The organism is Ruegeria sp. CDSA141, from assembly GCF_059612005.1.
Window position 1 is genome coordinate 115009 of the sequence record NZ_JBXWPT010000009.1, and the last position, 23946, is coordinate 138954.

15 protein-coding genes are annotated in these 23946 nt (G+C 59.6%); 6 read left to right on the forward strand and 9 right to left on the reverse strand.

Annotation, left to right across the window (positions count from 1 at the left end; all coding sequences use genetic code 11):
- Window positions 1–32 precede the first annotated feature (32 nt).
- Window positions 33–803: a peroxide stress protein YaaA gene (yaaA, locus tag AC2FLP_RS14065; RefSeq protein ID WP_299899635.1), complete on the forward strand. Its 771-nt coding sequence runs from the start codon at window positions 33–35 to the stop codon at window positions 801–803.
- 93 nt (window positions 804–896) lie between these two features.
- Here yaaA and AC2FLP_RS14070 read toward each other — a convergent pair whose 3' ends face one another.
- Entirely contained in the window at window positions 897–3155 is a 2259-nt protein-coding gene (locus AC2FLP_RS14070) for a response regulator (protein WP_496684350.1), read from the reverse strand.
- A gap of 116 nt (window positions 3156–3271) precedes the next feature.
- On the opposite strand from AC2FLP_RS14070, the gene AC2FLP_RS14075 reads away from it, so the two are divergent.
- Window positions 3272–8698 (forward strand): alpha-2-macroglobulin family protein, encoded by a 5427-nt coding sequence (locus AC2FLP_RS14075; RefSeq protein WP_496684353.1) that lies wholly within the window; start codon window positions 3272–3274, stop codon window positions 8696–8698.
- Window positions 8699–8734: 36 nt separating this feature from the next.
- Window positions 8735–10771, forward strand: coding sequence for a penicillin-binding protein 1C (gene pbpC, locus AC2FLP_RS14080; RefSeq protein ID WP_299899639.1), 2037 nt, complete (start codon window positions 8735–8737; stop codon window positions 10769–10771).
- Here pbpC and AC2FLP_RS14085 read toward each other — a convergent pair.
- From AC2FLP_RS14085 to AC2FLP_RS14100, 4 genes are read right to left on the reverse strand one after another with little or no spacing between them, the layout of a single operon-like run.
- Window positions 10768–12810 (reverse strand): hypothetical protein, encoded by a 2043-nt coding sequence (locus AC2FLP_RS14085; RefSeq protein WP_299899641.1) that lies wholly within the window; start codon window positions 12808–12810, stop codon window positions 10768–10770. The two genes, pbpC and AC2FLP_RS14085, sit on opposite strands and share 4 nt — an antisense overlap.
- On the reverse strand, window positions 12807–15569 hold the full coding sequence (locus tag AC2FLP_RS14090; protein ID WP_496684356.1) for a DUF4159 domain-containing protein: 2763 nt from the start codon (window positions 15567–15569) through the stop codon (window positions 12807–12809). Before AC2FLP_RS14090 ends, AC2FLP_RS14085 begins: the two co-directional genes overlap by 4 nt.
- Window positions 15566–16441: a DUF58 domain-containing protein gene (locus AC2FLP_RS14095; protein ID WP_299899644.1), complete on the reverse strand. Its 876-nt coding sequence runs from the start codon at window positions 16439–16441 to the stop codon at window positions 15566–15568. Before AC2FLP_RS14095 ends, AC2FLP_RS14090 begins: the two co-directional genes overlap by 4 nt.
- Window positions 16438–17445 carry an AAA family ATPase gene (locus AC2FLP_RS14100; RefSeq protein WP_117871625.1) on the reverse strand — a complete coding sequence of 336 codons (1008 nt, stop codon included), beginning with the start codon at window positions 17443–17445 and terminating at the stop codon, window positions 16438–16440. The genes AC2FLP_RS14095 and AC2FLP_RS14100 overlap by 4 nt, the downstream gene beginning before the upstream one ends.
- A gap of 64 nt (window positions 17446–17509) precedes the next feature.
- On the opposite strand from AC2FLP_RS14100, the gene AC2FLP_RS14105 reads away from it, so the two are divergent.
- Window positions 17510–18085 carry a DUF1285 domain-containing protein gene (locus AC2FLP_RS14105; protein ID WP_496684361.1) on the forward strand — a complete coding sequence of 192 codons (576 nt, stop codon included), beginning with the start codon at window positions 17510–17512 and terminating at the stop codon, window positions 18083–18085.
- On the opposite strand, the gene AC2FLP_RS14110 is transcribed toward AC2FLP_RS14105, so the two are convergent.
- Window positions 18068–19018: a DMT family transporter gene (locus AC2FLP_RS14110; protein WP_299899648.1), complete on the reverse strand. Its 951-nt coding sequence runs from the start codon at window positions 19016–19018 to the stop codon at window positions 18068–18070. The genes AC2FLP_RS14105 and AC2FLP_RS14110 overlap by 18 nt on opposite strands.
- Window positions 19019–19192: 174 nt before the next feature.
- Here AC2FLP_RS14110 and AC2FLP_RS14115 point away from each other — a divergent pair, with 174 nt between their 5' ends.
- A complete protein-coding gene (locus tag AC2FLP_RS14115; RefSeq protein WP_496684364.1) occupies window positions 19193–19948 on the forward strand; it encodes a hydroxypyruvate isomerase family protein in 756 nt (251 codons plus the stop codon).
- Window positions 19933–20253, forward strand: a complete 321-nt coding sequence (locus tag AC2FLP_RS14120; RefSeq protein WP_366140778.1) for a DUF2798 domain-containing protein — start codon at window positions 19933–19935, stop codon at window positions 20251–20253. The genes AC2FLP_RS14115 and AC2FLP_RS14120 overlap by 16 nt, the downstream gene beginning before the upstream one ends.
- A gap of 10 nt (window positions 20254–20263) precedes the next feature.
- Here the strand turns inward: AC2FLP_RS14120 and polA are convergent, their stop codons facing one another.
- The 3 genes from polA to AC2FLP_RS14135 all read right to left on the reverse strand — a co-directional run bounded on the left by polA (window position 20264) and on the right by AC2FLP_RS14135 (window position 23862).
- The gene (gene polA, locus AC2FLP_RS14125; protein ID WP_496684367.1) at window positions 20264–23062 is read right to left on the reverse strand and encodes a DNA polymerase I; all 2799 of its coding nucleotides are present in this window, start codon (window positions 23060–23062) and stop codon (window positions 20264–20266) included.
- A 70-nt stretch (window positions 23063–23132) separates the two neighbouring features.
- Complete coding sequence (locus AC2FLP_RS14130; protein WP_496684370.1) at window positions 23133–23603, reverse strand: hypothetical protein; 471 nt, start codon at window positions 23601–23603, stop codon at window positions 23133–23135.
- 82 nt (window positions 23604–23685) lie between these two features.
- The gene (locus AC2FLP_RS14135) at window positions 23686–23862 is read right to left on the reverse strand and encodes a zinc-finger domain-containing protein (RefSeq protein ID WP_299899654.1); all 177 of its coding nucleotides are present in this window, start codon (window positions 23860–23862) and stop codon (window positions 23686–23688) included.
- Window positions 23863–23946: the final 84 nt, after the last annotated feature.

The following is a 23946-nucleotide window of genomic DNA, read 5'->3' on the forward strand; positions in this document are numbered from 1 at the left end:
TACGCTGGAACAGGTAAGAAAAGAGGGCAGATATGCTGGTAGTGATTTCTCCGGCCAAGCGGCTGGACTGGGCAGAGCGGTACGTTGAAGTCACACAGCCCGATTTTCAGGATGATGCGATCAGACTGTCCAAAACCGCACGCAATCTGACCCTTGGCGATCTGAAAAAGCTGATGGATCTGAGCGATGATCTGGCACGTCTGAATCGCGATCGCTATCGTGCTTTTTCGGACATGCCAGACGCCAAGGCAACGCGCCCGGCCGCGCTGGCCTTTGCAGGTGACACCTATCAGGGTCTGGAAGCAGCTTCGCTCGGTCCTGACGAAATGGCATGGGCACAGGATCATCTGCGCATCCTCTCGGGCCTGTATGGCGTTTTGCGGCCACTTGATGCGATACAACCCTACAGACTGGAGATGGGCAGCAAGCTAAAAACCCGGCGCGGCAAGAACCTTTATGAATATTGGCGCGACCAGTTGAGCAAGGCCCTGAACGCACAATGCGACAAGATCGGCAGCGACGTTCTGATCAACTGCGCCAGTCAGGAGTATTTCGGTGCCGTGGACCCGCACGCTTTGAAACTGCGCGTCGTCACTCCTGTGTTCATGGAAGACAAGAACGACACTCCGAAGATCGTGAGTTTCTTTGCCAAAAAGGCGCGTGGTGCAATGGCGCGCTATGTCATTCAACACCGCCTGACTGACCCGAAAGCTTTGCTGGATTTCGATACGGGCGGATACGCGTATCGTGCTGACCTGTCGGAAGAGGGCAGACCTGTCTTTGTTCGACCCTATTCGGCCTGAGACCCTGACAGATTGATCGATAACTCTTGCAGCTACGGTTTTGGGCTGCGGGTCTGAGCGAGGGGCCAGCACCTCGCGCTCCCCGGGATATTTTCAGCCAGATGAAGCAGGATCCTGTTTGCGGTCACACATGGGTGAATGCTCCTGGACGAGGTGATTGTCCATAACATTGCTTACCCCGTCTGGTTGGTGTTGCAGGATCATTTGATGAATATGATTTTTGCGCAGCGGTTTCGTCATGTAGTAATCCAACCCCGCGGACAAGATGCCCTGGTCGTCACCGGCCATTGCATGAGCCGTCAAGGCAACGATCGGGACATGACGCCCTGTTTCGACCTCAATCCTGCGGATTTCGGTAGTGGCCTGTTTGCCGTCCATCTTCGGCATGGAAATATCCATGAAGATCAAGTCCGGGTCAAACTCCTGAAAGATCTCAACGGCTTCAATCCCATTGGAGGCAAATCGCAAATCTATTTGCAGGTCTTGGACCATCTTTTTCAGGATCAGCTGATTGGTATGATTGTCTTCGGCCGCAAGTATCTTCATGCGCCTTGTTTCCAACACCTTGGTTTCTTCTTTGTCAGAGACGGAACTTTGCTGCGTAGAACGACATTCTGGCGGCGAATTACCCCTGAGAGCCACGAGCCCGGAATACAACTCGGCCCTGGGGATCGGCTTCTGCAACACACCGTTGATCAGGTCGCGGGCCGGGTGCGTGTGGATCAGAGATGGATTTGCAGACATCACGATGACCGAGGCATCGCCCCACCCACGGTCTTTAAGGGTGATGGCCAGGTCCAATCCATCCATATCTGGCAGATCATGATCGCACAGGACAAGTTCAATTGCGTCATGCATTTCTGCCAGCGCCTCGGCTCCTGACGCGCAAACCGTCACTTCGGCCCCTAAACGGCCAAGTTGTTTCGCCAGAATAGCCCGGTTTACGGCCAGATCCTCGACCACCATGACGTGTTTCACGCAATCCGACAGTTTCGGAGGTTCCGGCTGTGGGCCTTCTGCCGTGGGCAGCGACACCTTGAACCCGAAACAGGATCCCCGACCCGGTTCGCTTTCAACCCAGACCGAACCGCCCATCATGGTGATCAGGCGCCTGCTGATGGCAAGACCCAACCCGGTACCTTCAAATTGACGATTGCGTTCATCTTCGACCTGATTGAACTCACCAAAAACGTGGTTGATCTTGTCCGCATCTATGCCGATGCCGGTATCTTCGATGGCAACATGGATGTCGCATGTCTGAGCCTGGGAATGCGGAACGCCTGTCACACGGACCAGTACATGCCCTTCCTTGGTGAATTTGACCGCGTTGCCCACCAGGTTGGTCAGAACCTGCCGTATTCGGCCGGGATCTCCTACAAAAAGGGTGGGCAGGAAAAGGTCGTAATCCACAAGCAAGGTGAGCCCCTTGTCGCGTACGCTGGGTTGCAACAGCATCGCGACCTCAAGGATGCAGCGCTCCAGATCGAAGGGTTCAGGGTGTAGAACCAGTTTGTCCGCCTCGATCTTGGAATAATCAAGCACGTCGTTGATGATAACCAACAATGCCTCACCCGAGTTGCGGATCGTGTTGACATAGAGCCGCTGTTCTTCGTCCAGAGGAGATTCATCAAGCAATTCGGTCATACCGACGATACCATTCATCGGCGTGCGGATTTCGTGGCTCATATTGGCGAGAAAGACTGATTTGGCCCTGTTGGCCGCTTCCGCCCGTTCGCGGGCAGCCTTCAATTCTGTTTCGTTCCGGACCGACGCGGTGATGTTGCGTGCCAGGCTGACCACGTCACCGCCGCTGCCACGCTGATCGATCAGGCGGATGAAGTGGCCGTTCCACAGTTGCATGACGATTGGAGGTGGACTGGAACGATTCCAGCGGGCCTGCATTCTGGCCTGCCATTCCTCGGCAGCTTCGTCGCCAATGTCTACAATTCCTTCGGTGGTCAGCAATTGCAGAATCCGCTGATAGGAAATCCCCGGTGCGACTTCATACAGGCCTTCAAAAACACTTAGATATGCTCCATTTGCGCTGATAAGCCTGCTGTCGCCGTCAAAGAAAGCAAACCCGTCCTGAATGGTCTGGATCGAATGCCACAGGCGGCGTTCAGCAATCTCGATCTTGGCATGGGCGACGGTAAGATCGGATTTGACCTTTTCGTTTTCACCGCGGACAGTTTCAACTTCGGCCTGAGTTTCACCAATACGCCTGGTCAGCGCCATGGCGTGTTGGCCCAGTTTTCGATTTGCAGTCGAAAGTTCGGCCTGTTTCAAGGCAAGCATTCGTTCTGCTGCCAGACGCGCGCGCCGTTCCTGTGCCAGTTTGTTCGCAAGACTCATTATGATCGATTCCGGGACGTTCGGATTTCAGCTTCGCGACAGAGAATGAAAATCTGTTTAAGCCGTTGCGCTACAGGCGCGCACCATGCAAGGCTGAGCCCAAAGAGGAGGACGCCATGCGCCGCTTTGTTTATATTTCAATAACTTACATAATTTTTCTTCTGAACCTTCCTGCTGCGGTTCTGGCGCAGAGTGCGGTGCCTGAATTCCGCTATGTCGCCTCTCGGGACACGGATTTCTATGGCTCGGATCTGGATGCCTTGTTCGACACCGATTTGAAGTCCTGCATTCAGGCCTGCTCGGCCAACGCGCAATGTACGGCGTTCACCTATAATACCCGGTCCGATGCCTGCTTTCCCAAAAGTGGCGTGAGCCGCCAAGAGACCTATCAAGGGGCTCTGTCTGCGCAAAAGGTGCCAGGCACTGAAAAGTCTCTAACCCTGGGAAAAACACGGGCTGAAACAATGAGCGCCCTGAGTTCTGACGATCTTGGTCGCGCAACAAAACAAGCCCGAGATTTGGGGTTCCTGCACCCGGCAGTAGGGTACGATCTGCAAGCCGTTCTGGATGCCGCGCGCGACGCGGGCAGCGTCACGCAGGCGATGCAGTGGACGGGTGTCGCCGTATCGCTCAGCGACACCCCGGATCTTTGGGTGGAATATGCGCGCCTGCTGCTGGCCATGAACCCTTCGGGTTGGAACGAGCGGCGCGATCTGCGCAATCGCGCGCTGAATGCGGCGATCAATGGCTATCTGCGTGCCGATGCTTCCGGCTCCCAGATCGCTGCCCTGATGATACTTGCAGAAGCCTTGGAAGAGGTTGAGCGCGGGCGCGACATGATCCCTGTTCTTCGGCTGGCCGAGCAGGTGCAACCGCGGGAAGACGTATTGGCCGCCTTGGACAACGCCATCGGTAAATATGGCTTCCGCGTGGTCGACAGCTCGGTCGAAAGCGATGCGGCTGCCCCCAGGATTTGTATCGAGTTCTCGGAACCTCTGGTCAAGGCTGGGGTTGATTATGATCCCTTCGTTCAGCGTGACGCTGACGGGCTGGTCGTGCAGGCCGATGACAGCCAGCTCTGCGTCGATGGGGTTGCGCATGGCCAGCGTTATCGCCTGACATTGCGCGAAGGGTTGCCTGCCGCCTCGGGCGAAGCACTGAACCGCAGCATTGAACTGACCCATTATGTTCGCGACCGGGCACCTTCGGTTCGGTTTCCCGGGCGCAGCTATGTCCTTCCGAATTCTGCGGATGCGGCCTTGCCTGTCGAAACGGTCAATGTGACAGAACTTGACCTGACTCTGCGGCGGGTCAGTGACCGGAACCTTTTGCGTGCCGTGCAACAGGACCTTTTCGGCCGTCCGCTCAGCGAATGGCAGGAAGAAGAATTCTCGGACGAGATTGCTCAGGACATCTGGACGGGTACTGCCGAGGTTTCCAACCAGTTGAACCAGACCATGACGGCACGTCTTCCCATGGCCGAAGCGATCTTTGATCAACCTGCGGGTATCTATGCATTGACCGCCCGCGTTCCGGGAGCCGATCCCTATGACGATCCTGGTGCAACGCAATGGTTTGTTCTTTCTGATCTGGGGATCAGCACCGCCCTGGGTACTGACGGGCTGCACGTGACCGTGCGCGGGCTAAGCGATGCAGTACCGCGCGAAGGTGTCGAAGTTTCGCTGGTCTCAAAGGCGAACGCTGTCATCGCGACGGCGCGGACCGATGAAACCGGCTATGTAAGCTTCGATCCGGGCCTGACGCGCGGAAAAGGGGCTAGTGCGCCTGCTCTGGTGATGGCGGCAAGTGATGACAGCGATTTCAGCTTTCTCTCGCTGACCGATCCTGCCTTTGACCTGTCGGATCGCGGCGTTGAAGGGCGCGCGCCGGCGGGGCCGGTCGATGTCTTTCTGACCACCGACCGAGGTGCTTATCGGGCCGGAGAGGTGATCCATGTCACTGCCCTGTCCCGCGATGGTAAGGCGCTGGCCATTGAGGGCCTGCCTCTGACTGCAATCCTGTATCGCCCGGACGGGGTGGAATACCGCCGGTCTGTCTCGGATGGCGGCGTTGCCGGGGGTCATGTCTTTGCCCTGCCTGTGGCCGCAGACGTGCCGCGTGGCGCATGGAAGATTGAAATCAAATCCGATCCCAAGGGCGATGCACTGGCGCGTCAGACCGTGCTCGTCGAGGATTTCCTGCCCGAACGTATCGATTTTGACCTGACCTTGCCCGACGCACCCTTGCGCCCCGGCGATAGTCCACCACTCTCGATCGACGCGCGCTATCTGTTTGGTGCGCCGGGGTCTGGCCTGAGCATCGATGGGCAGGTCATCGCGCGCCCGGCGGACACGGTTCCGGGCTACGGAGGTTATCGCTTTGGTCGCTATGATGCAGAGACCTCGATCAAGAGCACATATTTCGGTGACATGCGCACAGACACGGCGGGTCAAGCAACTGTGGCGGTCGAAGTCCCTGCATTAGAGACTGAAGGAAAGCCGATCGAGGTCGAGATCATCGCCCGACTGGCCGATGGCTCGGGCCGCCCGGTTGAGCGTCGCCTGACCGCGCCTGTCTTGCCGCCGCACCCTGTTATTGGCGTCAAGCCCCTGTTCGACGAGGTCATCCCGGAAGGCACGGAGGCTGCGTTTGAGATTGTCGGCCTTTCCCCTGACCTGACGCCCAGTCCGATGCGTCTGCGCTGGACGCTGAACAAGGTCGAAACGCGCTATCAATGGTACCAGCTGTACGGCAACTGGAATTGGGAACCAACTACGCGCCGCAGCCGTGTCGCCACTGGCGAAGTGGACGTCTCTACCGACCCTCTGACGCTGACACAGCCGGTGAAATGGGGGCGCTATGAACTGGTGGTGCAGCGTGTCGATGGGACGTATGCAGAAACCGCTATCGATTTCCATGCGGGCTGGTATCAGGCAGCCGATGCATCGACCACGCCGGACCGGCTTGAAATGTCGTTGGATCGCGACAGCTATCGCATCGGGGATACGGCGCAGTTGCGGATTGTACCGCGAATGGCCGGTGTCGCTCAGATAGAAGTCCTTTCGAACCGTCTGGTCCATCGCCAAATGGTGGAAGTGCCGGAAGGTGAAACTCTGATACCCATTGAGGTAACGAAGGATTGGGGCGCAGGGGCTTATGTCACCGCAACCGTGATCCGCCCAATGGATGTTGCAGCCGGTCAGAACCCGGCGCGGGCGATGGGTGTGGCCCATGCCAGCATCGATCCAGAGGACCACAAACTCTCCGTAACTGTCGATGTGCCCGAGATCATCGCACCACGTCAGACGCAAAAAGCCCGTATCAGGGTCGAAAACGCCGCAGACAATGATCCGGTCTGGCTGACCCTGGCCGCTGTCGATGTGGGCATTCTGAACCTCACCGGGTTCGAAAGCCCGGACCCGCAAGGATACTATTTCGGGCAGCGTCGTCTGGGCGTTGATCTGCGGGATGTCTACGGGCGACTGATCGACGGCATGACCGGAGCCATGGGCACAGTGCGCTCGGGCGGCGACAGTGACAACGGGATGCGTCGCCAGTCTCCGCCGCCGACGCAAGACCTGATGGCCGTGTTCAGTGGCCCGGTCGAGATCGGTGCGGATGGTGAGGTTGAGATCGACATTCCCCTTCCCGCCTTCAATGGAACCGTCCGCCTGATGGCCGTCGCGTGGTCGCACAAAGCCGTCGGCCAGGCCGAAGTCGAAATGATCGTCCGCGACCCTGTGGTCGTCACCGCCAGCCTTCCGCGCTTCCTTGCCCCAGGGGATCAAAGCCGAATGCGTCTTGAGATCGTCCATGCTGATGGCACGCCCGGAGAAATGGCACTTGGCCTGACCGCCTCCAACGGTTTGGAACTGGGCGCGGCACCAGCCAGCTTTGTGCTGGAGGACGGTGGCAAGGCGGTTTTCGAGATCCCGATCACGGCCAGCGCCGTCGGCGATCCTGAAATCAGCGTGTCGATCACCACGCCTGATGGGCGCGACCTGTCGCAAACCCTGCGGATGCCGGTGCGCGCCAATGATCCGGTGATTGCGCAGACGCGGCGTTTTGCCTTGGGCGCAGGCGACAGCTTCCTGTTTTCACAGGATGTGTTTGACGGGTTCCAGCTGGGCTCGGCCAAGGCCATTCTGTCAGCCGGAGCATTGGCAAAATTCGACACACCCGGACTGCTGGATCAGCTGAACCGTTACCCCTATGGCTGCACCGAACAGATCACCAGCAAAGCGCTGCCGTTGCTGTACCTGTCATCCGCTGCGCAAGCCTCGGGGCTGGGGGATGGTCCGGTGGTGGATCAGCGCATCGGCGATTCGATCCGCAGCATCCTGACCCGTCAGGCCGCGAACGGAGCCTTTGGCCTGTGGCGCGCAGGCAGCGGGGATTTCTGGCTGGACGCCTATGTGACCGACTTCTTGTCCCGTGCCCGCACTCAGGGACATCCCGTGCCAGACCGGGCTTTCGCTCAGGCAATGGATAACCTTCGGAACAGGGTCAATTATGCACCAGATTTTGACGAAGGCGGTCAGGACATCGCCTATGCCCTGATGGTTCTTGCGCGGGAAGGCGCGGCCTCGATGGGCGATCTGCGCTATTACGCTGATGTTAAAGGGGATGCCTTCGACACCCCTCTGGCGGCGGCACAACTGGGCGCAGCTCTGGCCTCTTACGGCGACCAGACCCGTGCGGATTCGATGTTCAACCGTGCCGCGCGAATGCTGGATCGGCAACAGAACCAGCAACAGAACGTCTGGCGCGCTGACTACGGCACCTACCTGCGGGATGCGGCCGGTCTGTTGACCCTTGCCGTGGGCGCAGGTAGCGAGGCGATTGACCGCGATGCTTTGATCCAACGGGTGAGCACAGGCCGCACGCCGCTGTCTACTCAGGAGGCCACGTGGTCGTTGCTGGCGGCGCACGAGCTTGTGTCTGACACAACGGAATCGGGCTTGATGGTCAACGGCGCGCCGGTTTCTGGTCCGTTTGTGAAGGTTCTGCAATCCGGACAGGCGGATGATATCAACATCATGGCCGCCGACGGTCAGGCGACGGATATCACCTTGACGATCACGGGCATTCCGGAATCTCCGCCGGAGGCGGGCGGCACCGGCTACGCGATCGAACGGCAGTACTACTCGATGGATGGCGATTTGATCGACGCAAACAGCTTTGCCGTGGGTGACCGGTTCGTCACAGTACTGCAAGTAACACCGTTCGAAAGCGGCGGAGCACGGTTGATGGTGGACGATCCACTATCCGCCGGGATCGAGATCGACAACCCGAGCCTGCTCCGCTCGGGCGATATGCGGGCACTCGACTGGCTGGACCTGTCCGACGCTACCCATACCGAGTTCCGTTCGGACCGGTTCCTGGCCGCCGTTGATTTGTCCGGTCGTGAGACGGTAACGCTGGCCTACGTGGCGCGCGCCGTAACGCCGGGCGTGTTCCATCATCCTGCAGCCTCGGTCGAAGATATGTACCGCCCGCAGAACCGCGCGCGTACGTCGACCAGGCAGGTTGAGGTTCAGTGATCAGCCTTGCACCATACCACTGCTTGGATGGCTGTCATGCCTAGGCGGTCGCGGCTTTTGTTTGCGCTGGCCGGAGCACTCTACCTGACGGCACTGGCGCGGGATGGTGTTGACCGCTGGGTCGACGCCACAACCCTCCCTCCCGTTCTGGCTGGAACTTCGGTCGAGATGCGAGACCGGAATGGCGACCTTCTGCGTGCACTTCCAGTCGAGGATGGCATCTGGCGACTACGGCCCGGCGCAGTCGATCCGAATTTCATCGCCATGCTGATCCGGTACGAGGATAAACGGTTCTGGACCCACGCCGGAGTGGACCCCATCGCGATGCTGCGGGCCGCTGGGCAAAGCCTGTGGAACGGGCGTAACTTGTCGGGTGGGTCCACCCTGACCATGCAGGTGGCACGGTTGATCGAAGATGGCCCGACCGGGCGCTGGAGCGGAAAATTTCGCCAGATCAGAGTCGCATTGGCGTTGGAGCGGCGCCTGAGCAAACAGCAAATCCTGAACCTTTATCTGACCCATGCCCCTTATGGTGGTAATCTGGAAGGACTCCGCGCCGGCACCCGCGCGTGGTTTGGAAAGGACGCCGCCCGGCTGACCCCTGCACAGACAGCCCTGTTGGTTGCGTTACCGCAATCTCCGGAAGCACGACGTCCGGATCGTAACCCAGGGGCCGCCCGAGAAGCGCGTGACCGGGTGCTGCGCAGGCTTGAACGCCATAACGTCCTGACCGGTGTTGAAGCGCGCGTGGCTTTGACCGAAGCTCTTCCGGATCGGATGAATTCGTTTCCGCGCCTTGCACCACATCTGACTGACCGTGTGGCGCGGCAAGCGCCCGCGACCCGAGCCTTCGACCTGACGCTGGATGCCGGATTGCAGGCCCGGCTGGAAACCTTGGTGGCCCAGGCCGCCACCCGTGTCGGACCGCGCGTTTCCGGGGCCCTGATCGTGGCCGATCATCGCAGCGGCGAGGTTCTGGCATCGGTCGGATCTGCCGGGTATCAAGATGCGCGTCAGGGGTTCGTGGATATGACCCGGGCCGTACGGTCTCCCGGATCGACCCTGAAACCTCTGGTCTACGGGCTGGCCTTCGATCAGGGGCTGGCCCATCCCGAGACCCTGATCAGCGACAGCCCCGTCATGTTCGGTCGGTACGCGCCGCGCAATTTTGATGGCGCATTCCGTGGAGATGTCCGGGTGCGGGATGCATTGCAATTGTCGCTGAACATCCCCGTTGTGCGGCTGACGAATGAACTGGGGCCCGCTCGTGTGATGACGGCATTGCGGTTGGCCGGCTCGGAACCGCGTCTGAATGGTGGCACACCCGGATTGGCGATTTCTTTGGGCGGCGTGGGGTTGAGCCTGCACGATCTGGTTCAGGTTTACGCCACTCTGGCGGCTGGTGGCACAGGCCCGATCCTGTTTCACGATACGCTTGCGGAGGCGCGGCAAACTCAGCGCGTTCTGTCAGAAACCTCTGCCTGGCAGGTTGCGGACATTCTGGCCGGGGTTTCGCCACCGGCGGGCAATGCAACAGGGTCGCTTGCCTACAAAACCGGCACATCTTATGGCCACCGCGATGCCTGGGCCATCGGCTTTGACGGGCGGCACGTCATCGGGGTCTGGCTGGGACGGGCTGATGGAACGCCTGTTCCCGGTGCATTTGGGGGCGATCTTGCCGCGCCGCTTCTGGCCGAGGCTTTCAACCTGTTGAAACCCGACCTCACGCCCCTGCGTCCACCGCCGCCCTCGACCCTGCTTGTCGGCGCTGCCCAATTGCCGCAACCTTTGCAGCGATTTCGCCCCCGCACAATAGCTTTCGAAGATGATCCTTCCGCGCCGGACTTGCTGTTTCCTCCCAATAACGCTGTGTTAGAGACATTCGGAGCACCTTTGACGGTCAAACTGCGTGGCGGCGTCGGACCGTTTTCCGTACTGGCAGATGGAGTGCCCTTGCTGACCGGGCAGCGGCAAAGAGAGTTCAAAATCCCCAATCCGGGGGCCGGTTTCACCTCACTTGTCGTGGTGGATTCTCAAGGTCAGTCCGACAGGGTCGCAATCAGGATCGATTAGCGCCGCCCCTCACGCAGCCAACCTCCCAACAGGAAACCACCTGCCAACAGCAAAACCAGCCAAGGAGGCAGCAGCCCCGCTTGGGTCACATCCCTTGTCTCGTAGGCATCGCGCGGCGTCAGACCGATCCAGCCCCGACCGGCCGCTGGACGCCCGGCGCGCACGTTTCGGATCGACGGCAATCCATCTTCCAGCCGGATCACGCCGCCACGCATATTGGCCAGAACCGGTTCAAGGATATCCCCTGTAGCGATGGTGCGTTCAAATTCCTTCGGCGCGGCGGGGCCAAGGCCAATCACGGCCGTGTGGTCGCCTTCCTGCAAACGATAAAGACCAATCTCGGGCCCATAGTATAACGCTTCGAACCGCCCCGGAGAGACCTCTTGCAAAGTGATTTCCAGCGTTTCGCCGTTCGGGCGCGTCACAGTCACCGGACCCACGTCATCCCCAAGCGTCTGTCGAATGATGCGCATGGATTGTCCGTTGGCTTCGGCCCACAGCGCCTCTTCCTCAAGTTCGGGTTCCTTCATCATCCAATGGGCCAACCTGCGCAAAAGCTCCAGTTGTGGGCCTCCACCTTCAAAGCCGCGACTCCACAGCCAGGCATGGTCCGAAGCCAGCATTGCAACACGCCCTTTGCCCACACGATCCAGAACCAGCAAGGGGCGTTCGTCAATGCCTGTCATCAGTACCTCGCCCGAGCGATGGTTCACATCAATCTGGCGCAACCAGGCGCCCCAATCCGCGGGATCGCCAAGATTTGTTGTCACCGGATGGCGCTGACCTAACTCGCTGACCATCGGCACATAACGTTCCTCAAAGACACGCGCGGAAGGTTGAGCAGGCAATATAGGCGCCAGCGGCGACCGGAAAATGCTATCTGCACTTGCGAAGTCGGGACCGGCAGCAATCAGAACTGCGCCGCCATCGTTGATATAGTTGGTGACATTGTCCAGGTAGATCGCCGGCAGGATGCCCCGCCGCTTGTAGCGGTCGAAGATGATCAGGTCGAAATCGTTGATCTTTTCCAGAAACAGTTCACGCGTTGGGAAAGCGATGAGTGACAGTTCATCGACGGGCACGCCGTCCTGTTTCTCGGGCGGACGCAGGATGGTGAAGTGCACCAGGTCTACGGAACTGTCGGATTTCAGCAGGTTACGCCATGTGCGCCCACCGGGATGCGGCTCACCCGAGACCAGCAACACACGCAGGCGATCCCGAACGCCGTTCATCTGGATCAGCGCGGTATTGTTGCGGTCGGTCAACTCACCTTCGGCCTGAGGCACGGAAAACTGGATCACATTGCGCCCGCCATGCGGCAGAGTGACAGGCAGTTCTACGTCCCGACCGATTGGAATACTCAGCTGCTGCGGCTCGCCACCATCCACGGAAATCTCCAGCGGCGCTGTCGCGGCACCCGCGGGGGCTGCTCCGCTGTCTTCAACGCGCAGGGTCAAAGTCACTGATTCTCCGATGATGGCAAAGGCAGGTGCATTTCGGACGATAAGCCTGCGATCCCAGTCGTCTGCACGCCCGGTTTGCAGAAGATGCATCGGCGCTGGCAATTCCGGGGCCTGATCAGCATCATGCACAAGCCCATCCGATACCACCAGAATGCCTGCGATGCGCGCGCGCGGTTCTTCGGCCAGAGCTTCATTCAGGGCAGCCATGACCTGCGTGCCCTCATCCCCCTCACCGTCGCCGACCCGAATGCGGCGCAGTTCCGTATTATCTCGTGCCTCAATCTCAGCGGCCAGTTCTTCGGCGGCCTGGGCAGTTTGCCGGGCCCGGTCCGAAAGTGTCTGGCTGGCACTTTCATCCTCGATCATCAAAACGATATCGGTCAGCCGAGCACGGTCTTCGATCTGATAGACCGGACCGGACAGTGCAGCGATGACAACCAAAGCTGCCAATCCCCGCAGGGCCCAGCCCGACAAGCCGCGCCACAAGGCCAGACCTACTCCAACAGCGGCAACCGCCCCCACAGCAGCCAAAAACGGCCACGGAATCAGTGGGTCGAATATGACGGTTCCGGTCATTGTCCCAACCTGTCCAAAAGTGCGGGCACATGGACCTGATCGGATTTGTAGTTCCCGGTCAGAACGTGCATCACAAGATTTACGCCAAACCGATTTGCCAGTTCGCGTTGCCGTTCCCCGGCATAGCCGCGACCGACAGGCAACAGGGCTTGCCCGTTACGATCCACAGCCCAGGCCCCGGCCCAGTCATTGCCTCCGATAACCACCGGTGTCACATTGTCATTGAGGTTGCGGAAAGGCATCCCCTCGATCTGTTCTGCATCCCCGGGCGCAGCTTCGACCCAAACCTCGGTACCGGAATAGCGACCCGGGAAATCCTGAAGTAAATAGAATGTTCTGGTCAGGACATGATCGCGGGGAATCGGCTCTAATGCAGGGATATTCAGCGGTCCGGCCAGTTGTTGCAACCTGCGGCCATTCGGGCTGGATGTGCCAAAACCGGCGATGTCCGCATCACGCGTGTCAAACAGGATCATCCCACCCGAGCGCAAATATGCGTTCAGTTTGATATACGCCTCAGCCGAAGGTTGCGGCTGGTTCGGTGTAATGGGCCAATAAAGCAGCGGAAAGAATGCCAGCTCGTCTCGTTCCAGATCAACGCCGATTGGGTCCGCCGGTTCGACGGAGGTGCGAAAGAACAGGGTTTGCGCCAAGCCCCGCATTCCGGCCTCGGCAATGTCGTCGACCTGCGCGTCACCCGTCAGCACATGCGCCAGCACAAGTTCTTGCGTTGCCGCCAAGGCGAACTCGGTATCTTCGGGCGTCTGCGCCTGTACTTCAGGCACCAGCAGGAAAGCTGCCAGCGCCGCAGCCGTCGTTCGGGCCAGACCCAACCTGCCCGACAGAGCCAGAGAGGCAATTACGTCAACCGTCAGCAAGATCAGTGCGAGGCTGAGCAACAGTCCACCAAGCGGGGTTTCCGTGCTGACCTCCTGCCCTTTGATCGGCACATTGGCGGGCCAGATCACCGGGCGCAGCTCGGTTTCTTCCGAGACCACGTTCAATGCCAGCTTCTGTTTGCCGCTTTCATAGAGACCCGGACGCAACTCTGGCCCGATCTGGCCCGAGATCAGCTGAACCCCATCCACACCTGCCAGCGTTCCAGCATCCGACAAGGCTCCAAACCCGTCCATGATCTGAACCGGTTCCCACGTGGTGCCCTGCAACTGCGCTTCTTGCCGCGATTTGGCTGCTGAGGCCACGGCCAAACGATCCAGCATCTCGACGAACAGGCCTGACAGCGGCAGGCTGGACCATTCGGCATCCGCAGTGACGTGAAACAGCACTACCTGCCCAAGCCCCAGTGCCTTGCGCGTCACCAACGGAGTCCCGTCGGACAGCGAAGCAATCACGCGATCCGCAAGATTAGGGTCTGGTTGGGCCATGACTTGTGTCGAGACAACCACGTCATTCGGGATAGCCAAGCCGTAAAAAGGAGAGTTCTCAGGGAATGGAGCCAGCGTCTTGGCTTCACCCCAGCTCATCGCGCCGCCGACGGATCGCCCACCGCTGCGCAGCCGCGCCGGTAACAGGGTGTCTTCGGTGTCCCGCCCCAGATCGCTGGCCGCCATGCGCGGACCGGCAAAACGCAGCAGCAGGCCGCCCTGTTCGACCCATTCGATCAACGCGGCCTTTTCCGGTTCCGACATCTGCGCCACGTCCGACAGGACGATCACATCCGGGTTGGCGGGCAGAACCTCAAGCAGGCCGCCATCGACAAAATCCGCGGTCAGGATCAGGACCTGTGTCAGGTAATGCAGAGGCGACAACAGCTCCAGCCCTTCACGGTTGAGGGTTCCGGCAATCAGTGCAACCTCGCGCCGACGCAGACTGTCATCGGTCAGGGTCACGGCCCCGGCGGACCTTTGGCCCTGAATCTCAAACCGCGTGATACGGGCGCGCAACTCCGACGGCAGTGCCAAATCGACCTGCGCCGTGGTTTCGCCGGCTTCAAGGGTCAGCTCAACAGAATGCAACACCCGGGCCGTTCCCGCCGGATCACGTCCTTGCGCCAAAACCGTCACACGGTCTTCCGGTCCGGGGCCTGCACGCTGTACGGTCAATTGGATCAGCCCGTCGTGATAGGCCGCTGGCAGGATCGCAACGGGCCGAGACGCCGCCTGATAGACCGTCACTTCACCGCGCGCCAGCAAGCTTGAAACCAGTTCAGCGTGGTTTGAATAGTTCAACCGGTCACTGAACCAATGGGTATCAAACCCGCCCTCAACGGCGTTCAACGCGGCAATGGTCTGAGCAATCTGATCCGCATTCGGCTGCCAGGGGTGAGGGGTCAGTCCGGGTAAACGCCCCTGCCATGCCTCTGCGGCCTGAAAAACAGGTGTTTCCGGCTCTGTCAGGCGCAGAATCGCAACAGTTCGGCCTGCGCGCCCGGCTTCGGACAATTGTGTCTCTATCTGGTCCAGTGTCGCCGGCCAGCGCGTGGCACCGGCCCAACTGGCATCCAGAACCAGCAGGAGAGGCCCGGTTCCGGTTTCATCCCGAGATGGGTTCAGGACCGGCCCTGCCAGCCCGAAAATGATCGCAGCAGCAGCCAACATCCGCAGCAGCAGCAGCCACCACGGGGTGCGGTCCGAAACGCTTTCGTCATCCTTCAGACCCAACAAAAGCGTTACCGCCGGGAACATCCGGCGGATCGGCGCGGGCGGTACGGCCCGCAGGATGAGCCACAGGATCGGCAGGGTCAGAAGACCCAGCAAAACCCAGGGCGCGGTAAAGCCGATGCCCGCCAGAACCGTCATCGCGTTCCCCCGTCCAGCGCACGATAGAGCCACAACAGAGCCGCTTGCGCACTATCACCGGTATGATGCAGGCCCAGTTGCCAGCCCGTCGCTCGGCACAACTGCGTCAGCGCGTCCTTGCGGCGCGCGAGGCGTTCCAGATAACGGTCCCGTAACTCTGCGGCCTTAAGCGTTTCATGTCGGACAGAACCGCCAACGCTTTCGAAAACGGTGCGGCCACGGTAGGGAAACGACTCTTCGCTCGGGTCCAGCACCTGCAGAACCACGCCGCGCACGCCACGGTCGGCAGCTTTGGTCAGGGCCAGTTCGACTTCGTCCATGGGACCAAGAAAATCAGAGATGAACACGGCGCGGGCATGTGGGATCATGGCACGGTGTTCAGGCGGGGCGTAATCCGTTTGATCATCCTCGGTCCAGGCCTGCGCCAGCCGGATGATCTGCGCATTGCCGCGCCGGGGCGGCAAGGTCGTGCCTGTCAGGCCGACACGTTCACCGCCGCGCACCAGAAGGATCGAGGTCGCCAGCCCCAACAGGCGGGCGCGATCCGCCTTGGTGGGCAAGGTTATGTCGGACGCAAACCGCATCGAAGCCCCCTGATCGACCCAAAGCATCACGGATTGCGCGATCTGCCACTCCCGTTCACGTACAAATTGCTGATCCCCACGAGCCGAGCGGCGATGATCTATCATACGACGGCTATCGCCGATCTGGGCCGGGCGGTATTGCCAAAAATCATCCCCCATACCGGACCGCCGTCGACCGTGGTCGCCCAGCAAAACGGTACCTGCCAAATGCTCTGCCCGCGCCAACAGGGGCGGCAGCCGTGATGCCTCGGCTTCAGATCTTTCACGAAGGGTCAGCGCGGCATTCACGCCGCTGCCTCGGTTCGGATCAGTCCAACAGCGGTCGAGTCGATCAGATCAGCGAGACTGTCACCGCGCGCCCGTGCCGCAAAGTTCAGTGCCATCCGATGGCTGAGCACCGGGCGCGCCATATCCAGAACATCTTCGGCATTGGGTGCCAGACGTCCCTGCAACATCGCACGCGCCCGCACCGTCATCATCAGCGCCTGCGCTGCACGAGGACCCGGGCCCCAGGCCACGGTTTCGGCAACCCGCTCGGATACTCCTGTTTCTTCAGGACGGAAGGCTCGGACAAGATCAAGGATCAGTTCAACGACGGATTCTCCGACCGGCATCCTACGCAACAGGACCTGCGCAGCCAGCAACTCTTCCTTGCTGAAAATCTGATGCGCTTCGTCTTCTTCAACCCCGGTTGTGGCCAGCAGAATATCCCGCTCGGTCTGACGGTCGGGGTATTCGACATCGATCTGCACCAGAAATCGGTCAAGCTGAGCTTCGGGCAGCGGATAGGTGCCCTCCTGTTCAATCGGGTTTTGCGTTGCCAGCACATGGAACGGTGTACCCAATGAACGATCCTCACCCGCTACGGTCACTGTACGTTCCTGCATCGCCTGCAACAGCGCCGACTGGGTCCGTGGACTTGCCCGGTTGATCTCGTCCGCCATCAACAGCTGACAGAAGATCGGGCCGGGAATGAAACGGAAATGGCGGCTGCCATCGTCGGCAGTATCCAACACCTCAGAGCCCAGAATATCGGCGGGCATCAGGTCGGGCGTGAACTGAATGCGGTTGCCATGGAGGCCCATCACCGTTGACAGGGTCTCGACCAGACGCGTTTTGCCCAACCCCGGCAGACCGATCAGAAGGGCATGGCCGCCACACAAAAGCGCGGTCAGAGTCAGGTCCACGACCCTCTCCTGCCCGATGAAGCGGCGGGTGATCGAGGCCTTGGCCTCTTGCAGCTTGTTTTCCAGCGCTTCGATCTCGGCTACGAGGTCGGCAGGTTCGGTCATGACTTTCCCTTCCGTGGAGTAATATGATTGAAGTGTATCGCGCTGAGAGGAAATGGCAAAAGCAATGAGCGGACAAAAACCTGTGAAACCCTCGCCTGATGGTCTGGCGGCATCAGTCAAAGCGGCCAAAACCAAGGGTTTACCGCCCGTTCACCTCTGGAATCCTCCGTTTTGCGGCGATCTGGACATCAAGATCGCAATAGATGGCACTTGGAGTTATTTAGGCTCACCCATCAACCGTTTCGAGCTTGTGAAGCTTTTTTCCTCAATTCTTAAGAAGGAGGAGGGCAAATACTACCTCGTCACGCCTGTCGAGAAGGTGGGAATCACTGTCGAAGACGCGCCGTTTGTTGCTGTGGATTTCGACCGGGACGGGGATGGCAAGAACCAGTCTCTGACCTTCACAACCCATGTCGGCGACAGGGCCGTGGCCGGAGTTGACCATCCAATCCGGATTGTTATTGACCCGGAAACGGAAGAACCCTCACCCTACATATTGATCCGCGCCAACCTCGAAGCCCGCATAGATCGCAAAAGCTTCTACCGCCTCGTCGAGATCGGAACGCATCATGACGGCTGGTTTGGTGTTTGGTCAGGCGGGCAGTTCTTTGGCCTGATCCCCTCAGCCGACCTGAGCTGACCGGGGCGCGCGATCCTGTGCCAGCACGACAGCCAATGCAACAACGCCCGCACCCAGCGCCCGGGTCCAGTTCCACTCGTCCCCTATCATCAGCATGATCAACATGACGTAGAACGGGGCAACATTGATGTGAAAAGAGGCCAATGCAACGCCCAGCTTGCCGACGGAGGTGATGAAAAATACCTGACTGAGGCCCATGGAAATGAGCGCATAGATCATCAACATGCCTGCCTGTTGCACATCAAATGCAGTTGCAGGCTTCACTTCCATGCCAAATTGAGCCGATCCGAATATCAGCAGCGACGCCATAGCCAGTCCTCCGACAAAGGTGATCGTCGTACGCCCCGTCTGGCTGAGCTCGGGGAAGTCCCGGGCGGTTGCCATGCTCGCCCAGCAAAACAGCACCGTTGACACAACTGCACAGGCCGCGCCCAGGCCCAACTGTGCCGGAGCCAGAGCGCTGGTGGCGATCAGCCCGCCGACAATCGACACAAGTACGCCCAGCGCAAAGTTCCACTTCAACCGGCGTGTGCCAGCAGCCAATTCAAGCAATGTGGCCACCAAGGGCGCGCAAGAGACGATGATTGCCACCGTCACCGGGTCGGTCAGCTTTTGCGCTATGATCAGCAGGAACATTCCCAACCCAATCCCAAAGCCACCGACGATCATTGCATGACCCCAGCGGGCCGAAACAACCCGGTGCGGTCCGTCCATGATCACCCAGACCGGCACCATCACCAATACGGCCAGCGCCAGTCGCGCGGCCAACAAGGCAACAGGCGGCCATGTTTGCAACAGCACTTCGGCCGCCGGAAACCCGGCCGCCCAGGTCAGCATCGAGGCCACGGCCAACCCGTTGCCCGACAAGGCAGAATACTGCCCCGCGGACGCAGAAAGGCTGTTCCCGCGTACGGGGTCTGGGCTCATCGCCATCGTTTCGAACCTTCTATTGGCACGGCGCCGGAAAAATGATTCGCCGTGATACCAAAAGCGTTTCCGATTTCATTGGTTCGATCTGGTCGAATTTCGACAAACTGTCGTTTTCTGTCACTTTCACAGAAACCTGTGCGCGGATAAGGTCGGCCCACCAGCTTTCCAAGGGCCGCCATGCCAAAATTCGCCGCGAATATCTCTTTGCTCTTTGCCGAACTTCCGTATCTGGACCGGTTTCGGGCAGCCGCAGACGCCGGGTTCCAAGCGGTCGAGATTCTCTTTCCCTACGAACTTGCGGCAAAAGAAACCCAACGTGCCTTGCTGGCCAACGGGCTCGATTTGGTTCTGATTAACGCCCCTCCGCCGAATTATACCGGTGGCGCACCGGGTTATGCCGCCACCCCGGGCGGTGCTGCTCGGTTTCAGTCAGATATCCGCCGCGTTCTGCGCTATGCCGAAGTGCTGAAGCCGGGCTTCATTCACATCATGTTGGGATACGCTGTCGGGACGGATGCGATGGACTGCTTCGTGCACAACTTACAGTGGGCCGCCGATATCGCGCCGCACCAGGCTTTCACGATCGAACCCCTCAATCCGATTTCCCAACCCGGTTATTTTCTGAACGACTATGATCTGGCGGCCGAGGTACTGGGCAGTGTGGATCGCCCGAATGTCGGTCTGCAATATGACAGTTTTCACGCGCACATGATCCACGGCGACGCGTTGGCCGTCTGGGAGCGTTTTCACCCAAATGTTGTCCATGCCCAGATCGGGGCCGCCCCTGAACGTTCTGAACCGGGGCGCGGGCCCACGGATTTCGCGCAGCTTTTCGAGGCAATGGACGATACCGGTTATGTCGGTTGGGTCAGTGCCGAGTACACGCCTTCAACCACTCGAACGGCTGCGACCCTGGCATGGATGCGACGTTAACACCGGTCATCCGTCTGGAAATCGCTGCACGAATGGCGCACATATCGGGCGACCCGTTTTCGAGGATGTCCGATATGATCCCTGCCCGCTTTGCCCATGCCATCTTTGGACTGATCATGTCAGGCCTGATGTCGTGCATTGTCACCGGAATCGCCACAGTCAAAGCAGTAGGGTTCCACCCTGAAACGCTTAGTGACTGGATGGCGTCCTGGGCCTTTTGCTGGCCCATCGCTTTCACGGTGATCCTGGTCCTTGGACCTTCGGTCAAACGTATGGTCGAAGGGTGGGTCAGGCCACGGGGCTGACCCAGCGCCGCTAGTGTGCCTCGGCCCAGTTCGCACCCTGGCCGGCATCCACATTCAGCTTCACATCCAGCCTCACCGCCGGGTCGGACGCACCTTCCATCACGTCGCGCGCCACGTCGATCAGCGGATCCACCGCGTCTTCGGCCACTTCGAACAACAATTCGTCATGGACCTGCAACAGCATTTTGGCGGGCAGCCCATTGATCGCACCCGGCATTCGAACCATCGCGCGCCGGATCACATCCGCCGCTGTGCCCTGAATCGGCGCATTGATAGCCGCCCGACGCGAGAAGCCGGCATGTGGCCCCTTGGCGTTGATCTCGGGCGTGTGGATTTTGCGCCCGAACAGGGTTTGGACATAGCCGTGCTCTTTGGCAAATGTCACCGTGTCATCCATATACTGGCGAATGCCCGGGAAGCGTTCGAAATAGCGGTCGATGAATCCCTGTGCCTCGGCCCGCGGGATGCGCAGGTTGCGTGCCAGACCGAAGCCCGAGATGCCATAGATCACGCCAAAGTTGATCGCCTTGGCCTGACGACGGATATCCGGCGTCATCTCATCCAGCGGCACGTCGAACATCTCGGACGCCGTCATCGCGTGAATGTCCAGCCCATCCGCAAACGCCTGTTTCAGGGCCGGAATGTCGGCGATATGCGCCAGGATGCGCAGCTCGATCTGGCTGTAGTCGAGACTGACCAGCACATTGCCCGGCTCGGCCACGAAGGCCTCGCGGATGCGGCGGCCCTCCTCGGTGCGCACCGGGATGTTCTGCAGGTTGGGATCGGTCGAAGCCAGACGCCCCGTATTCGCCCCGGTGATAGCATAAGACGTATGTACCCGGCCCGTGTCGGGGTTGATATGGGTCTGTAGCGCGTCCGTATAGGTCGATTTCAGCTTGAACAGCTGACGCCAGTCCAGGACCCGGCGCGGCAATTCATGCTCGGTCGCCAGATCTTCCAGCACATCGGCGCCGGTCGAATACTTGCCGGTCTTTCCCTTCTTGCCGCCCTCAAGACCCATCTTGTCGAAAAGGATCTCGCCCAATTGCGCGGGCGAGCCGACGTTGAAGGTTTCTCCGGCCAGCTCGTGGATTTCAGCCTCTAAACCGGCCATTTTCTGTGCAAAAGCGTTGGACATACGGCTCAGCACATCGCGGTCGACCTTTATGCCGTGCATCTCCATTTCCGTCAGAACCGGCACCAGCGGGCGTTCAAGCGTCTCGTAGACAGTTGTCACCTGCACGCGGTGAAGCTGCGGCTTGAACAGTTTCCACAAGCGCAGGGTGATGTCGGCATCCTCGGCGGCATAGGCTGTGGCCTCGTCTATCGGCACCTTGTCGAAGGTGATTGCAGACTTGCCCGACCCCAGCAGCGGTTTGATCGGGATCGGTGTGTGTGTCAGGTATCTCTCGGACAATGTGTCCATCCCGTGCCCATGCTCGCCACCGTGCATGGCGTAGGACATCAGCATCGTATCATCGATGGGGGTCACATTGATGCCGTGACGCCTGAATATCTTGGCGTCGTATTTCATGTTCTGCCCGATTTTGAGGATCGAGGGGTCCTCTAGCATCGGTTTCAGTAGTGTCAGCGCCTCATCCAGCGGCATCTGCCCTTCAGCCAGCGCATCTGAGCCGAACAGATCATCCGCTGCGCCATCGCGATGAGTCAGCGGGATGTAACAGGCTTCTCCGGCCTCGACACACAGCGAAATACCGACCAGATCGGCAATCATTTCATTCAGACCGGTGGTTTCGGTATCCACCGCAACCCAGCCGCGCTCATGGGCCTGATCAATCCACTTTTGCAGAGCCACTGCATCACGGACACATTCATACTTCTCCGCGTCAAACGGAATCGCCTCGGCCTCAACTTCCTTGGCCGCAGGCACCGGTGCGTCGGCGATGACCGGTGCTTCGGCCCCCAGCTTGTCTGCAATCCGTTTGGTCAGTGTGCGAAACTCCATATCCGCCAGAAAACCCAGCAGGGTCTCTGCATCGGGCTCCCGCACTTCAAGGTCATCCAGCGTGAAATCCAGCGGCGTGTTCTCGTCCAACTGCACCAGTTTCTTAGATAGTTCGATCTGATCGCGCTTTTCGATCAGGGTTTGCCGGCGCTTGGGCTGTTTGATTTCTTCAGCACGGTCCAGCAGTGTTTCCAGATCACCGTATTCGTTGATCAGAAGGGCAGCCGTCTTGACCCCGATGCCCGGAGCGCCCGGCACGTTGTCAACGGAGTCGCCGGCCAGCGCCTGAACATCAACAACGCGCTCGGGGCCAACTCCAAACTTCTCGATCACCCCGTCCCGATCAATACGCTTGTTCTTCATCGCATCGAGCATCTCGACACCGTCACCGACCAACTGCATCAAATCCTTGTCGGAACTTACGATGGTCACGCGCCCCCTTGCCTCGCGCGCTTGCACGGCGAGAGTGGCGATGATGTCGTCTGCCTCATAACCTTCGAGTTCCCTGCAGGCGATGTTGAACGCTTTTGTCGCCTCACGGGTCAGCGGTATTTGCGGGCGCAGGTCCTCGGGCATCGCTTCGCGATTAGCCTTGTAAAGGTCGTACAGATCATTCCGGAATGTGTGCGAGCCCTTGTCGAATATCACCGCCACATGCGTCGGTGCATCCGGCCCGGCGTTCCCTTCGACATATTTTTGAAGCATGTTGCAGAACCCGGACACCGCCCCAATCGGCAAACCATCCGACTTGCGGGTCAGCGGTGGCAGCGCGTGATAGGCCCTGAAAATAAAAGCCGATCCGTCGATCAGATGCAGGTGACACCCTTTTCCGAATTTGCTCATGCGCGCGCTCCCTATCGGTCAGGGACGGTTCTGCCACAGGGTCGCGCGGCTGACCAGCCAAGAACGCAGCCTAACCGCCAAACAGCCCCGAGAAGACGTCAGAGAAACTGTTCAGCAAAGCCATGATTACCAACACGCCAAGGAAAGCAAAAAATGCAAAGGCAAAGAACTGAAAAAGGTTTGCCCCCGTGCCGATAACCATTCCGGCGATGGCGGGGCGCCGCTTTTCGTGACGCAGGATGCCAACGGCCGAGATGACGATCGCAAGCCCGCCAAGCATGGCGACACCGATCCGCAGGAAATCATCCAGATCGCGGGCGCGGGCAACAGGCTCGGGTTGTTCCATCCCCGCGGCGGCCCTTAGGGTCGATTTGCCGATCTCGGCCGCCAGTTCGCCCAGCGACACACCCGCAGTCTGCTGAGGTACAAAGGGCCCCGCCCAGAAAACGAACAACGCAGCAAACAACGCCAAAGACGCGATGCAGAACCCAACCCAGCCGAAAACCGGGTTAACATTGTCAGTGGCCGAAATTCCGGTCATCACGTATCCCTGCTTTGGTTGCGCCAAAGCACTAACATGATAACCGAGGCAAGATTTGGGCAAAACCCGGTTAGTCGGGCAATCAGCCCTGTTCGGTACCCTTCAGCACATATTTACAGTCGCAATACGGGCATTCGACCCAGCCTGTATCCTCGGGGATTTGCAGCCAGACGCGCGGATGGCCCAATGCGCCTTCGCCGCCGTCACAGGCGACACGGTCGGTTTCGACGATCTTGGTTTCCGGCGCTTCGATGGTCACGGCTAGCGATCCTTCTTCGGTTGTCGGCCTCGCGGGCATGCATTAGGTGCGTTTATGAGCGATGAGCAATCCGGGGGCAAGAGC

Excerpts from the sequence above, each read along its gene's own strand:
- yaaA (WP_299899635.1), top strand. The coding sequence starts at position 33 with ATGCTGGTAGTGATTTCTCCGGCCAAGCGGCTGGACTGGGCAGAGCGG.
- AC2FLP_RS14070 (WP_496684350.1), bottom strand. The coding sequence starts at position 3,155 with ATGAGTCTTGCGAACAAACTGGCACAGGAACGGCGCGCGCGTCTGGCA.
- AC2FLP_RS14075 (WP_496684353.1), top strand. The coding sequence starts at position 3,272 with ATGCGCCGCTTTGTTTATATTTCAATAACTTACATAATTTTTCTTCTG.
- pbpC (WP_299899639.1), top strand. The coding sequence starts at position 8,735 with ATGCCTAGGCGGTCGCGGCTTTTGTTTGCGCTGGCCGGAGCACTCTAC.
- AC2FLP_RS14085 (WP_299899641.1), bottom strand. The coding sequence starts at position 12,810 with ATGACCGGAACCGTCATATTCGACCCACTGATTCCGTGGCCGTTTTTG.
- AC2FLP_RS14090 (WP_496684356.1), bottom strand. The coding sequence starts at position 15,569 with ATGACGGTTCTGGCGGGCATCGGCTTTACCGCGCCCTGGGTTTTGCTG.
- AC2FLP_RS14100 (WP_117871625.1), bottom strand. The coding sequence starts at position 17,445 with ATGACCGAACCTGCCGACCTCGTAGCCGAGATCGAAGCGCTGGAAAAC.
- AC2FLP_RS14105 (WP_496684361.1), top strand. The coding sequence starts at position 17,510 with ATGAGCGGACAAAAACCTGTGAAACCCTCGCCTGATGGTCTGGCGGCA.
- AC2FLP_RS14110 (WP_299899648.1), bottom strand. The coding sequence starts at position 19,018 with ATGGCGATGAGCCCAGACCCCGTACGCGGGAACAGCCTTTCTGCGTCC.
- AC2FLP_RS14115 (WP_496684364.1), top strand. The coding sequence starts at position 19,193 with ATGCCAAAATTCGCCGCGAATATCTCTTTGCTCTTTGCCGAACTTCCG.
- AC2FLP_RS14120 (WP_366140778.1), top strand. The coding sequence starts at position 19,933 with ATGGATGCGACGTTAACACCGGTCATCCGTCTGGAAATCGCTGCACGA.
- polA (WP_496684367.1), bottom strand. The coding sequence starts at position 23,062 with ATGAGCAAATTCGGAAAAGGGTGTCACCTGCATCTGATCGACGGATCG.
- AC2FLP_RS14130 (WP_496684370.1), bottom strand. The coding sequence starts at position 23,603 with ATGACCGGAATTTCGGCCACTGACAATGTTAACCCGGTTTTCGGCTGG.